At 69.2% G+C, this 13038-nt stretch carries 14 protein-coding genes; 8 read left to right on the top strand and 6 right to left on the bottom strand.

What is annotated here, in order from left to right; translation table 11 throughout:
- Window positions 1-59: 59 nt before the first annotated feature.
- Window positions 60-614, bottom strand: a complete 555-nt coding sequence (locus VGE03_RS12680; protein WP_331046837.1) for a biliverdin-producing heme oxygenase — start codon at window positions 612-614, stop codon at window positions 60-62.
- Between the two features lie 143 nt (window positions 615-757).
- Here VGE03_RS12680 and VGE03_RS12675 point away from each other — a divergent pair, with 143 nt between their 5' ends.
- Both VGE03_RS12675 and alr read left to right on the top strand, forming a co-directional pair.
- Window positions 758-1840, top strand: coding sequence for a sn-glycerol-3-phosphate ABC transporter ATP-binding protein UgpC (locus VGE03_RS12675; protein WP_331046836.1), 1083 nt, complete (start codon window positions 758-760; stop codon window positions 1838-1840).
- Window positions 1841-1888: 48 nt separating this feature from the next.
- The gene (gene alr, locus VGE03_RS12670) at window positions 1889-2926 is read left to right on the top strand and encodes an alanine racemase (RefSeq protein WP_331046835.1); all 1038 of its coding nucleotides are present in this window, start codon (window positions 1889-1891) and stop codon (window positions 2924-2926) included.
- Here the strand turns inward: alr and VGE03_RS12665 are convergent.
- Entirely contained in the window at window positions 2923-4200 is a 1278-nt protein-coding gene (locus VGE03_RS12665) for an amidohydrolase family protein (protein WP_331046834.1), read from the bottom strand. The genes alr and VGE03_RS12665 overlap by 4 nt on opposite strands.
- 154 nt (window positions 4201-4354) lie before the next feature.
- Between VGE03_RS12665 and radA the strand changes: the two genes are divergently transcribed.
- Genes radA through VGE03_RS12645 form a run of 4 tightly spaced genes read left to right on the top strand, consistent with a single transcriptional unit; the run spans window position 4355 to window position 8237 of the window.
- Window positions 4355-5719, top strand: a complete 1365-nt coding sequence (gene radA, locus VGE03_RS12660) for a DNA repair protein RadA (RefSeq protein WP_331046833.1) — start codon at window positions 4355-4357, stop codon at window positions 5717-5719.
- A 27-nt stretch (window positions 5720-5746) separates the two neighbouring features.
- Window positions 5747-6343: a CvpA family protein gene (locus VGE03_RS12655; protein ID WP_331046832.1), complete on the top strand. Its 597-nt coding sequence runs from the start codon at window positions 5747-5749 to the stop codon at window positions 6341-6343.
- Between the two features lie 28 nt (window positions 6344-6371).
- Window positions 6372-7886, top strand: coding sequence for an amidophosphoribosyltransferase (purF, locus tag VGE03_RS12650; RefSeq protein ID WP_331046831.1), 1515 nt, complete (start codon window positions 6372-6374; stop codon window positions 7884-7886).
- A 6-nt stretch (window positions 7887-7892) separates the two neighbouring features.
- Entirely contained in the window at window positions 7893-8237 is a 345-nt protein-coding gene (locus tag VGE03_RS12645; RefSeq protein ID WP_331046830.1) for a VOC family protein, read from the top strand.
- Here the strand turns inward: VGE03_RS12645 and VGE03_RS12640 are convergent.
- Both VGE03_RS12640 and VGE03_RS12635 read right to left on the bottom strand, forming a co-directional pair.
- Complete coding sequence (locus VGE03_RS12640) at window positions 8231-8548, bottom strand: type II toxin-antitoxin system RelE/ParE family toxin (RefSeq protein ID WP_331046829.1); 318 nt, start codon at window positions 8546-8548, stop codon at window positions 8231-8233. The two genes, VGE03_RS12645 and VGE03_RS12640, sit on opposite strands and share 7 nt — an antisense overlap.
- Window positions 8545-8802: a CopG family transcriptional regulator gene (locus VGE03_RS12635; RefSeq protein ID WP_331046828.1), complete on the bottom strand. Its 258-nt coding sequence runs from the start codon at window positions 8800-8802 to the stop codon at window positions 8545-8547. The genes VGE03_RS12640 and VGE03_RS12635 overlap by 4 nt, the downstream gene beginning before the upstream one ends.
- A 68-nt stretch (window positions 8803-8870) precedes the next feature.
- On the opposite strand from VGE03_RS12635, the gene VGE03_RS12630 reads away from it, so the two are divergent.
- The gene (locus VGE03_RS12630; protein ID WP_331046827.1) at window positions 8871-9626 is read left to right on the top strand and encodes an SDR family NAD(P)-dependent oxidoreductase; all 756 of its coding nucleotides are present in this window, start codon (window positions 8871-8873) and stop codon (window positions 9624-9626) included.
- Window positions 9627-9656: 30 nt separating this feature from the next.
- The gene (locus tag VGE03_RS12625) at window positions 9657-9950 is read left to right on the top strand and encodes a hypothetical protein (RefSeq protein WP_331046826.1); all 294 of its coding nucleotides are present in this window, start codon (window positions 9657-9659) and stop codon (window positions 9948-9950) included.
- Window positions 9951-9958: 8 nt separating this feature from the next.
- On the opposite strand, the gene der is transcribed toward VGE03_RS12625, so the two are convergent.
- Window positions 9959-11581, bottom strand: coding sequence for a ribosome biogenesis GTPase Der (gene der, locus VGE03_RS12620; RefSeq protein WP_331046825.1), 1623 nt, complete (start codon window positions 11579-11581; stop codon window positions 9959-9961).
- Between the two features lie 32 nt (window positions 11582-11613).
- Window positions 11614-13029 (bottom strand): PQQ-like beta-propeller repeat protein, encoded by a 1416-nt coding sequence (locus tag VGE03_RS12615; protein WP_331046824.1) that lies wholly within the window; start codon window positions 13027-13029, stop codon window positions 11614-11616.
- Window positions 13030-13038 lie beyond the last annotated feature (9 nt).

Genomic DNA, 13038 nt, shown 5'->3' with positions numbered 1-13038 from the left:
TCCAGCCGGTCTTCGGTCGCCACGGCTTCGGTCATGCAATCGCGCTTCGCCGGGCAAGGTTAAACCAACAGTCTGAACGCCACCCCGAACGCGTCGCGGCCGCCCTTCAGGACGTCATCCTGCGTCGCCCGCCCCGAAGCGCACGCAGACTCCATCGTACGCATGAACGCGCGCCAACGCGATCCGGTTTCATCCCCCCAGGGATCAAGAAATTCGAGACCGGTCAAAGGGATGCCGTCACGGACCATCCCCTTCTGCATGATCCGTCCACCGAGCATCGAGCCCTCGGCGACATAGACCCAGCCGATGGCCTCTCCATATGTCGGCAAGGCGACGGACGGTTCACGCGCGGGCGTCGGCGCGCCCAGGGCCTCCAGTCCCGCCAGAATCAGGGGCGAGCGCCGATCCGGCTCATAGCCGTCGGCCTCGAACGCCGCCCTCCAGGGCGCGACGGCGTCCTCGACGGCCCGGTGCAGGACCAGAAAGCGGCCGACCATGGCGGGACGTTCGGCCAGGTCCCGCAGGCGACGCTCGACGTCCGCCTCCGTCTCGATCGCCGTGTGGATATCGGCGGTGGCCGTCCGGAGGGACTGGAGAACAGGTGAGACTGACATTCATTATCCGTAACAGACTCTGCGACGGTGTCACCCCCTCTCGGGGCCATTGATCCGGGGCTGTAACCGTTTACGCTGGCGCGCGAAGGGTTCAGACGGCGGGCAACGCCGCGAGCCGGGTAGTTAGTTGTTGGGCAGGAAACATGGCGGACGTCCGGCTGACCGGCGTAACCAAGCGGTTCGGGACGACCGAGGTGCTGAAGGGAATCGATCTGGAGATCGCGGACGGCGAATTCGTCGTCTTCGTCGGTCCTTCGGGCTGCGGTAAATCGACCCTGCTGCGCACCATCGCCGGTCTGGAAGAAGCCACCGGCGGCGAGATCGCCATCGGCGGGCGCAAGGTCAACGACCTGTCCCCGTCCGACCGGGGCATCGCCATGGTGTTCCAGTCCTACGCCCTGTACCCGCACATGAGCGTGTACGAGAACATGGCTTTCGGCCTGAAGCTCGCCAAGGCGGACAAGACCGAGATCGACCGCCGGGTGCGCGCCGCCGCCGAAACGCTGAACATCACCGACTATCTGGAGCGCAAGCCCAAGGCCCTGTCCGGCGGCCAGCGCCAGCGCGTCGCCATCGGCCGGGCCATCGTGCGCGAGCCCGAGGTCTTCCTGTTCGACGAGCCCCTGTCCAACCTCGACGCCGCCCTGCGCGTGCGGATGCGCTACGAGTTCGCCGGGCTGCACGAGCGGCTGAAGACGACGATGATCTACGTCACCCACGACCAGGTCGAGGCGATGACGCTGGCCGACCGGATCGTGGTGCTGAACGGCGGCGTGATCGAACAGGTCGGCGCACCGATGGAGCTGTACGAGCGGCCCCGCAACCTGTTCGTCGCCGAGTTCATCGGCAGCCCGAAGATGAACCTGATCCCCGGTCAGATCGTCACCGCGACGGCCAAGGGCGCGACGGTGAAGACGGCGCAGGGCGACACCCTCAAGATCGCGGTCGACGCCGCGCGCGCGACGCCCGGCGACACCGTCACCGTCGGCATTCGTCCGGAACACCTGACGACCGGCGCCAAGACCGGGGCGATCAGGGCCGCCGTGACCTTCGCCGAGACCCTGGGCCACGCCACCTTCGCCTATGCGGCCTACGGCGACACGGCCCTGACCCTGCAGCTGCCGGGCGACGTGCGGCCGAAGACCGGAGAAGACCTGATCCTGTCCGTCCCGGCCGACCAGGCGCATCTGTTCGACGCCTCCGGCGCCGCTTTCGATCGTCTCTGAGCGGAACGCTTGTTGCGTCGCACAAGGCGGCGCCCCTAGATGGCGGCCATGCCCTCCCCGGCCACGCTGACCGTCGACCTCAACGCGCTCGCCGCGAACTTCCACACGCTCCAGGCCGTGGGCGGCGCCCCCGTGCATCCGGTCGTCAAGGCCGACAGCTACGGCCTCGGCGCCATCGCCTGCGCCTCGCGCCTGACGGCCGAGGGCGCCCGGACCTTCTTCGTCGCCCGCACCGCGGAGGGTGAGGCCCTGCGCGCGGCGCTGGGGCCCGCGCCGGTGATCCATGTGCTGGACGGCTGCCTGACCGGTCACGCGCCGCGCCTGATCGCGGCGGACCTGCGCCCGGTGCTGAACACCCCGGCGCAACTGGCCGAGTGGCGGGCCGCGAACGGCGGCGCCTGCGGGCTGCAGATCGACACCGGCATGAACCGGCTGGGCTTCCGCGTCGAGGACGCGCCCGAGCCGTTCGACGGTCTGACCCTGGTGCTCAGCCACCTCGCCTGTTCCGACGATCCGGCCGAGCCGATGAACGCCCGCCAGCGCGACGCCTTTACCATCGCCGCGCAGCGTTATCCCGGAGCGACCCGGTCGTTCGCCAACTCCGGCGGCGTCTTCCTCGGCCCCGCCTACGCCTTCGACGCCCTGCGCCCGGGCATCTGCCTGTACGGCGGCGGTCCGGAGGGGCGACCCGATCCGCGCATCAAGGCGGTCGCCACGCTGACGGCCGAGGTGCTGCAGGTGCGCGACGTGCCGGCCGGCGAGACCGTCGGCTATTCGCGCGGCTTCCACGCCGGCGGCCCGACCCGCATCGCCACCTGTGCGGCCGGCTACGCCGACGGCCTGTTGCGCAGCTACAGCCCGACGGGCGCGGTCTTCGTCGCGGGCGCGCTGCGTCCGATCGTGGGCCGGGTGTCGATGGATGTCTGCGCCGTCGACATCGGCGATCTGGACGTGTCCGTCGGCGACAGGGTCGAGCTGTACGGCCCCAACCGCCTGCTGGACGACGCCGCCGCCGCCGCGGGGACCATCAGCTATGAGCTGCTGACCTCGATCACCCCCCGGGTCCCGCGGATCTACGTCGGCTAGCGGACGTCCCGCACGACCTCGCCGCCCTTGATCACCAGCGGCACGGTCTCCAGCACCCGCACGTCCGCCAGCGGATCACCGGCCACCGCGATCAGATCGCCGTAGCGACCCACGACGATGGCGCCGATATCCCGCTCCCGCCCCAGCGCCTGGGCCGCGTTCCAGGTCGCCGAGCGGATCGCCTCGGCCGGGGTCATGCCGTACTCGACCATAACCGCGAATTGACGGGCGTTCTGGCCGTGCGGATAGATGCCGGCGTCCGAGCCGAACACCATGCGCGCTCCGGCGGCATGGGCGGCGCGGAAGGCGTCGCGCTGAACCTGCGCCACCTCGCGGTCCTTGCGCAGATTGTCCTCGGTCACGCCGAACCGGGTGCCCGTCTCCTGGGTGAAGTCGGTGTTGTAGATATCCATCGAAAGCCAGGTCCCGTGCTCGACCGCCATCCGGATGCCCTCGGCGTCGATCAGCGAGGCGTGCTCGATGGTGTCGATGCCGGCGCGGATGGCGTCCCGGATGCCCGAAGCCCCGTGGGCGTGGGCGGCCACCTTCAGCCCCCACATGTGCGCCTCGTCCGCCGCCGCCTTCAGCTCCTCATAGGTCAGTTGCTGCTGGCCGGGTTCGGTGTTGCGCGAGAAGACGCCGCCGGTCGCGCAGATCTTGATCACCTGCGCCCCGTATTTGCGCACCTCGCGGATGGCGTGACGCATCTGGTCGGGGCTGTCGGCGACGAAGTCGCTCTCCATCTCCATCGAATAGGGGAAGCCGGTGACGTCGCAATGGCCGCCGGTCGCGCCGATATAGGCGCCGGCCGGGATGACGCGCGGGCCGGGAACGAAGCCGCCGTCGATGGCCTGCATCAGGGCCACGTCGGCGAAGTCCGGTCCGCCCAGGTTCCGCACCGTGGTGAAGCCGGCGTCCAGCGTCGCCCGGGCATGGGGCGCCTGCAGGACCGTGCCGAACCCGTCCGCCCGCTCCAGCGCCGTCCAGCCCGAGACATAGGGGGTGTCGGCCAGATGGACGTGCATGTCGATCAGGCCCGGCAGCAGGGTCAGCCCCGGCAGGTCCAGCCGACGCGCGTCCGCCGGCAGACCGGCGGGCGCCGAGGTTCCGACCGAGGTGATCCGGCCGTCGGTGATGACGATGACGGGATTGTCGACGTACCGCCCGCGTTCGACGTCCACCATCCGCGCGGCGGTCACGACCAGGGTGTCCGCCCAGGCCGGCGTGACGAACACCAGCACGGCCGCGACCGCGACGATCATACGTTTCAGCATGGCAGCCTCCCCTGTCCCGGGCGGACGCTGTCACGCCCCGCCGGAACTCGCAATGCGGCCGGGCTCGAACCGATCGCAGCCCATGCGGCAAAATCGGTCGCATGACCTCCGACGCCCCCTGCCCCGCCCTCGCCGATTCCTGTAAGCCCGACGCATGGCGAAAGACGGCGCGATCCATGTTTGTCAGTCCTGCGGGGCGGTCCACGGCAAGTGGGCGGGCCAATGCAGCGCGTGCGGTCAGTGGAACTGCATCGTCGAGGAAAGCCGCGCGGCGCCGCCGGGGGCCCTGAAGCCCGCCGCCACCAGCCGCGCCCGCGGCCTGAGCTTTGAAACCCTGCAGTCCGACACCCCCGAGCCGCCGCGCATCATCACCGGCGTGGCCGAGTTCGACCGGGTCTGCGGCGGCGGCGTGGTGCCGGGCTCGGCCCTGCTGCTCTCCGGCGACCCCGGCGTGGGCAAGTCGACCCTGTTGCTGGAGGTGGCCGCCAAGGCCGCCCTCGCCGGTCGTCGCGTGGCCTACATCTCCGGCGAGGAGGCGGTGGAGCAGATTCGCTCGCGCGCCCGCCGCATGGGCTTCGAGAAGGCGCCGGTCGAGCTGGCCTCGGCCACGGCCCTGCGGGACATCCTCGGCACGCTGAAGCGCGAGACCTTCGACGTCGTCATCGTCGATTCGATCCAGACCCTCTGGTCCGACGTGCACGAGGCCGGGCCCGGCTCGGTCACCCAGGTGCGCGCCTGCGCCAGCGAGATGGTGCGGCTGGCCAAGTCGGGCGGTCCCGCCGTCATTCTGGTCGGCCACGTCACCAAGGACGGTCAGGTGGCCGGCCCCCGGGTCGTCGAGCACATGGTCGACGCGGTCCTCAGCTTCGAAGGCGAGCGCGGCTATCCCTTCCGCATCCTGCGCGCGGGCAAGAACCGTTTCGGCGCCACCGACGAGATCGGCGTGTTCGAGATGGGCGACGGCGGCCTGCGCGAGGTCAGCAATCCGTCCGCCCTGTTCCTCGGCGAGGGCAAGGACCGGGCGCCGGGCGCGGCGGTCTTCGCCGGCATCGAGGGCTCGCGCCCCGTGCTGGTCGAGATGCAGGCGCTGGTGTCCAAATCCGCCTACGGCACCCCGCGCCGCGCCGTCGTCGGCTGGGACACCGGCCGTCTCGCCATGGTGCTGGCCGTGCTGGAGGCCCGCTGCGGCATCAGCTTCGGCGACCAGGACGTCTATCTGAACGTCGCGGGCGGCCTGCGCATCAACGAGCCCGCGGCCGATCTGGCGGCGGCGGCGGCCCTGATCAGCTCGGCCATGGACATGCCCCTGCCGCAGGGCTGCGTCGTGTTCGGGGAAATCAGCCTGTCCGGCGAGATCCGCGCGGTCGGCCGCGCCGAGGCCCGGCTGCGCGAGGCCCAGAAGCTGGGCTTCGACCAGGCCCTGTCCCCGGTCCTGACCGTCAAGGACAAGGGCGTAAAGGTCACAGCGGTCAACCGACTCAGCGAAGCCGTCGAACGAATCTCGCAAAACCGCTATTGAGGCTGAACGTCCGGGTTTCGAGCGCGCATGAACGGTTTTGACGTCGTCGCCATTCTGGTTCTGATCGCCTCGGCCGCGGCCGGGGGGGTGCGCGGCGGCACGCGCGAGATCATCACCCTGATCAGCTTCGTGCTGGCGGCCTTCGTCGCCCTCGTCGCCCTGCCCCTGACCGCGCCCCTGGGCCGGGCGCTGGTCAACCCGGACTGGGCCGGGACCATCTTCGCGGCCATCCTGTCCTTCCTGCTGATCTATTTCGGCATCCGCATCTTCGGCTCCATCCTGTCGAAGCGGGCGCAGGCCCATCCACACCTCGGCGGCGTCGATCGGATCGTCGGCGTCTTCGTCGGCGCCACGCGCGGGCTGGTGCTGCTGGGCGCGATCCATCTGGTCATCGTGGCGGCCATGCCGGGCGAGCGCACGCCGGGCTGGCTGACCAATGCGGCCGTGCGTCCGCTGACCGCCGGCGCCGCGCGCGCCATCCAGATCATCCTGCCGGGGCTCGGCCGGGGCGCGGACGCCCTGTCGCCGGTCGTCTCTTCGTCCGTGAGCAAAGGGTTTTCCGACGAAGAAGCCTTGCCCTCGCCGCAAACAAACAATACTTCGCCGCCGTCCGCCCGCCGCTAGAGTTCCCCTGCTTCATCGGAGCCCCACGATGAGCCGCCTTACCCATTCCATCGCCGCCCCGGTCGTCCACCGGGAGCACCATCGAGACGCCGACGACGACCGTCCGCGTCTGGAATGCGGGGTCTGCGGCGTCTGGGGCGCGGACCAGGACGAAGCCTCCTCCATCGTCGCGTTGGGCCTGCACGCCCTGCAGCATCGCGGACAGGAAGCCTGCGGCATCGCCAGCGTGCATGAGGCCCGCTTCCACACCGAACGCCACATGGGTCTGGTCGGGGACGCCTTCGGCGGCGCCAATCTGGCCGAGCGGATGCCGGGCTCGGCGGCCGTGGGCCACACCCGCTACTCCACCGCCGGCGGCAGCTTCCTGCGCAACATCCAGCCGATGTTCGCCGATCTGGACCAGGGCGGCATCGCCATCGCCCACAACGGCAACCTGACCAACTTCAAATACCTGCACAGCCAGCTGGTCTCGGAAGGCGCGATCTTCCAGTCGACCTCCGACTCCGAGGTCATCCTCCACCTGATCGCCCGCAGCCGGAAGGCCAAGATCGTCGACCGCTTCATCGATGCGCTGGGCCGTATCGAGGGCGGCTACGCCCTGGTCTGCCAGACCCGCTCGAAGATGATCGGCGCCCGTGACCCGCTGGGCATCCGCCCGCTGGTGCTGGGCCGTCTGGGCGACGCCTGGGTGCTGGCGTCCGAGACCTGCGCGCTGGACACCATCGGCGCCACCTTCGAGCGCGACGTCGAGCACGGCGAGGTCATCGTGATCGATCACGAGGGCCTGCGCTCGATCAAGCCCTTCCCGGTCAAGGCCGCCCGGCCCTGCCTGTTCGAATACGTCTACTTCGCCCGTCCCGACAGCGTCGTGAACGGCAAGTCGGTCTATGAGGTCCGCAAGCGCATGGGCCGCGGCCTCGCGCGCGAGCACGCCGTCGAAGCCGATGTGGTCGTGCCGGTGCCGGACTCCGGCGTCCCCGCCGCCCTCGGCTATGCGCAGGAAAGCGGCATCCCCTACGAAATGGGGATCATCCGCAGCCACTATCTCGGCCGCACCTTCATCCAGCCCAGCCAGGGCGCCCGTCAGAAGGGCGTGCGCATGAAGCACAGCCCGAACCGCGAGGTTCTGGCCGGCAAGCGCGTGGTCCTGATCGACGACTCGATCGTGCGCGGCACCACCTCGGTGAAGCTGGTGCGCGCCGTCCGCGCCGCCGGCGCCACGGAGGTCCACCTGCGCTCGGCCTCGCCGCCGATCCTGTACCCCGACTTCTACGGCATCGACATGCCCGAGCGGGACCAGCTGATCGCCGCCAACAAGACGTTGGAGGAGATGCGCCAGTATCTCGAGGTCGACTCGCTCGGCTTCCTGTCGGTCGACGGCCTGTACAACGCCATGGAAGCCGGCGCCCGCGACGGCGACAATCCGCAGTTCACGGACCACTACTTCACGGGCGACTATCCGACCCGCCTGCTGGACCGTGAAATCGAGGAAGGCGGCCGCGAGGACGCGACCCGGCAACTTTCGCTGCTGGTGAGCGCTTAAGGACCTATGGTCCAGCTCGGCTATTTCACCCTCGACACCCTCGACATCGAGAAGGCCCGCGCCTTCTACGGCGCCCTGTTCGGCTGGCGGTTCGATGACGCCGCCTCCGGCCCGGCCTACGCCCATGTCGCCGACAGCGATCCGGCCTTCGGCCTGACCAAGGTCGAACGGGCGAAGGACTTCAGCCACCTGTATTTCCGCGTCGACGACGTCGACGCCCTGTGCGCCCGCGTGGTCGAACTGGGCGGCAAGGCGGCCATTCCGTCGGACAGCCCGTCGGGCCGCAGCGTCGTGGTCTCCGACGACCAGGGCGTCAGCTTCAGCCTATGGAAGCCCGCCGCCGGCTACTGAGCGTCTTCGTCCGGATGGGGCGTCCATCCGGTCCAGTCCTGCGACGTATGGAAGACCCGGTGGATCCACAGCTCCCCGTCGGGTCCGCCGAATAGCGAATAGACGATCAGGTACGGGGTCCTCAGGACGGACTTCTCGTACGTCCCCTCGCGATAGCCGGGGCGACCGATGGGACGTTTGGCCAGCGCTGCGACGGTCTCTTCCAGCCGATCCGCCAGATGATCAGCCGCGACCGCGTTCCTTTCCGCGAGGTAGCCGATGGCGGTCTCGAACTGGGCGAGCGCCGTTTCGGACCAGCGGACGACCCTCACGTCTTTGATCTGCGCCCGTCGATGGTCGCCCGGATCCGGGCCATCGCATCTTCATGCGAGACGGTCCGGCCTTCGCTGAAATCCTCGCGGGACTGCTCGATGGCCTCAAGCATTTCCATTTCGCGGTCCAGGAAGGCTTCCATGGCGCGCTCGGCCACGGCGGAGGGCGTTCTCTGCGTCCGCTCCGCGAACTGGCCGAGCTTTGACTTCAGCGCCTCGCTGACACGCAGATTGAGCGTCGCGGTCTTGGCCATCGAACCTCTCCAACGAGAACACAATGTAACACATTGACCCCTCGCCCTGCCAGACCTACGACGCCGCCATGACTTCCGATCTTCCCCTGAAAGACCGCATCGCCCTCGTCGTCGGGGCCTCGCGCGGCATCGGCTACGAAAGCGCCCTCGCCCTGGCAAAGGCCGGCGCCCACGTGATCGCCACCGCTCGCACGCAAGGCGCTCTGGAAGAACTGGACGACGCCATCTATGCGGCCACCGGCCAGCACGCGACCCTGATCCCGTTCGACCTCGTGGACGGCGGCGCCATCGATCGCATGGGCGGCGCCCTGTACGAGCGCTTCGGCAAGCTGGACATCTGGGTCAACGCCGCCGCCACCATGGGCGCCGAGGGCCTGACGCCGGTGTCCAATGCCGACCCGCGCGGCTTCGCCAAGGTCGAGAAGACCAACTTCACCGCCGTCTACCGGATGATCCGCTCGCTGGAGCCTCTGCTGAAGGCGTCGAGCGCCGCGCGCGTCATCCATCTGACCACCAGCGTCGCCACCGTCCCGCGCGCCTTCTGGGGCGCCTACGCCGCGACCAAGGCCGGCGCCGAGGCCCTGATGAAGTGCTGGGCGGACGAGATCGAGTCGATGCCCATCCGCGTCGCCATCCTCGATCCGGGCCGGATGCGCACCCAGCTGCGCGCCCAGGCCTATCCCGGCGAGAATCCGGAACAGAACATCCACCCGTCGGCCATCGGCCCGCTGGTGGTCGAACTGGCCCGCCCCGACCTGACCCCGCCGCTGACGGTCAGCTTCAAGGAGTGGAACGCCGGACCGCAAGCGTCGGCGCTGGTTTGACGCGCGCGCTGACGCGGTCAGAACTGCGGAATGATCCGCTTCACCCTAGCGACCGCAAGGTCCGCCCTCGCCTTTCCTGACGACGACGACGGCCATCGCCTCGACGTGATCGAGGCCGCGTTCAACCACGCGACCGGCTTTCGGCGCGAAAAGCTGTGGTCCACTCCGTTGGAAGAGCTACGGCTTCTGGCCGGTCCCGCAGGAGCAGTGCTCCTGAGGTGGGACGGCTATTTCACCGAGATCGTTCCCGCGAAGAGTTCTCCGGTCGCCCTGCCGGATCTGGCGCTCGCACTAGACCGGAGCGACGCCTTCACGCGGGTCTAGACGCCGCCCTACTTCTTGGCCCCGCCCTTTTGCCCGGTGCGGATGCGGCCCGAGCGGGAGACCTGGCGGGCCCCGCCGCGCGCGCCCTTCTGGACCGCGATGGAGGAGCCGGCCTTCTTGGACGAACTGGCCTTCACGCCCGAGACGATCTTGGGCTGGTGCTTGCGGGTCTTCTTCTGCTCCAGCGCCTTGCCGGGCAGTTTCGACAGCCGCTCCTCGGCCTCCTTGGCCTTCTTCACACGGCGCGGCGCGGTCTTGGCGTCGCCCTTGTAGCGTTCCGGCCCCGACTTGGCGCCGCCCTCGGCGTAGGGGTTCGCGCCGCTCGACTTGACCGTCAGGCGGATCGGCGTGCCCGGCAGGTCGAAGCTCTCGCGGATCGAGTTGACCAGATAGCGCTTGTAGTGATCCGGCATCGCCTCGGCGCGATTGGCCATCAGCACGAACGTCGGCGGACGCGCCTTGGTCTGGGCGATGTATTTCGGCTTGATGCGCTTGCCGTCGACGGCGGGCGGCGGGTGCCGCTGGGTCGCCATGGACAGCCAGGTGTTCAGGTCCTTGGTCTTCACCTTGACCGACCAGGTGTCATAGGCCTGCAGCACGGCGGGCATCAGGCGTTCGACGCCGCGGCCCGAGTGCGCCGACAGGGCCACGAACGGCGTGCCCTTCAGCTGGGGCAGCTTGTCCTCGGCCATGGTCTTCAGCTTGGCCATGCGGGACTGGGGCTCTTCCTCCAGGTCCCACTTGGACGCGACATAGATCAGCGCCCGGCCCTCGCGCTCGACCAGGTCAGCCAGCTGCAGGTCCTGGATGTCGAAGGCGTTGTCCTTGTCCATCATCAGGATGACCACCTCGGCGAAGGTGATCGCGCGGATGGTGTCGGCGACCGACAGCTTCTCCAGCTTCTCCTGAACCCGCGCCTTGCGGCGCATGCCGGCGGTGTCCACAAAGCGGATGGCGCGGCCTTCGTATTCCCAGTCGACCGAGATGGAGTCGCGGGTGATGCCCGCCTCCGGCCCGACCAGCAGGCGGTCCTCGCCCAGCAGGCGGTTCACCAGCGTCGACTTGCCCGCGTTCGGGCGGCCGATGACGGCGATGCGGATCGGCTTGTCGGCCTCCTCGACCTCCTCGATGAAGATGTCGGCCGAGGCGGCGAGGATAGCCTGATACAGATCCGCCATGCCCTCGCCGTGCTCGGCGGAGATGGCGACCGGCTCACCGAAGCCCAGGGCATGGGCCTCGCCCACGCCGCCGCCGCTCTCGCGGCTCTCGGACTTGTTGGCCAGCAGGATGATCGGCTTGTGCACCTTGCGCAGGCGATCGGCGAAGATGCGGTCCAGCGACGTCACGCCCTCGCGGGCGTCCATCATGAACATGATGACTTCGGCATCCTCGATCGCCGCCTCGGTCTGCTCGCGCATCCGGGCCTCAAGGCTTTCGTCGGTGACGTCCTCGTAGCCCGCCGTGTCGATCAGCGTCAGGTCCATGTCGCCGATGTTGCCGTCGGCGTACCGCCGGTCACGGGTCACGCCGGGGCGATCATCGACCAGCGCGAGGCGCTTGCCGACGAGGCGATTGAACAGGGTCGACTTGCCCACATTGGGGCGGCCGACGATGGCGACTTTGAGAGCCATGTCGGCCTTCTAACGCAGTTCGGGGGATTTCGTCAGCGGATGCTGATCAGATCGCCCTTGTCGGTGAGCACATAGACCGAGCCGTTGTAGGCGGCCGGAGCGATATAGGCGGCGCCGCCGAGGCGGATGCTGGCGGTCTGGGCGCCCGTCTTCGGGTCCAGCGCGACCAGTTCGCCTTCCGAATTGACCAGCAGCAGGCGGTTGGACGCCAGCAGCGGGCCCGACCATTCCGGGGTCACGGTGCGGTCGAAGAAGCCGAGGAAGCCGCCTTCCTGACGCACGCGGCCTTCGTTCAGGTTGCGGGTCCAGTAGACCTGACCGCTTTCACGGTTGATCACGGTCAGTTCGCCGTTCTTGGACACCACATAGACCACGTCACCGACCGGCAGCGGGGCGTTCACGCCCGCGATCGGCAGTTCCCACTTGGGCTGGCCCGAGCGGACGTCCATGGCCTGCAGCACGCCCGAGTGGCCGACGGCGTAGACCACGCCGCGGCTGACCACCGGACGACCGGCGATGTCGCGGATTTCCGACAGGGCGCTGGTCCGGCTGGTGCGCGACAGGACCTGGGTCCACAGCGACTGGCCCGTCGAGGCGCGCAGGGCGACCAGTTCCCCCGACGAGAACGGGGCGATGACGGTATCGGCGGTCACGGCCGGGCTGGAGGCGCGCATCACGCGGGCCGGCTCCGGAATGCCCCGGTACGACCATTCCTGCTGGCCGGTCGTGGTGTTGAAGGCGACGATCTGGTTCTCGACGTCGACCACATAGACGCGGCCGCCCGCGACGGTCGGGGCGCCGTGGATCGGCACGTCGACCGGGGTGGTCCACAGGACCGCGCCCGTGGCCTGGTCCAGCGCGGTCACGGTGCGGTAGCCCGAGGCCACGAACACCTTGCCGCCGCCCACGGCCACGCCGCCGCCGAAGCCGCCGCCGGTCGAGGAGCCGCCGATGCCGAGGAAGCCGCGACGGCCCTCGCGCTCGTCAGGCTTGATGTTGGCCTTCCAGGCGATGGAGCCGGTGGCGGCGTCCACGGCCGAGACGGTCGACTCGCCGTCCATCACGAAGACGCGGCCGCCGTCGGCCACGATCGGCGCCATGACCTGACGGGTGCGGCTGGAGCCGGCGCCGATGCCGCGACGCCAGGCGACGGTGAAGTCGGCGCCGCCGATCACGTGCTCAACGGCGTTCTCGGCCGTGCCGCCGGGCTGGGTCCAGGCGGTCGCCGCCTGCGGGCCGGGAATGAAGAAATCACGTCCCGACAGGGCCGCCGACGGCGCCAGCTGCTGCTCGAACTCGAGCACCGAAATACGCTGGCCTTCGGTCGCCGTCGCAGTCGGAGCGTCGGAACCGCCGAGGCCGAAAGGCAGGGCCTGACGCACGGTGCCGCACGAGGCGACGGTCATGGCGAGCCCGCACAGCAAGGCGACTTTGAAAGCACGGTTCATGGTGAACGT

Source organism: Brevundimonas sp. (assembly GCF_036400995.1).
GTDB lineage: Bacteria > Pseudomonadota > Alphaproteobacteria > Caulobacterales > Caulobacteraceae > Brevundimonas.
Note: the sequence above shows the minus strand (reverse complement) of the source record. Positions and strands in the feature narration are given on the sequence as shown.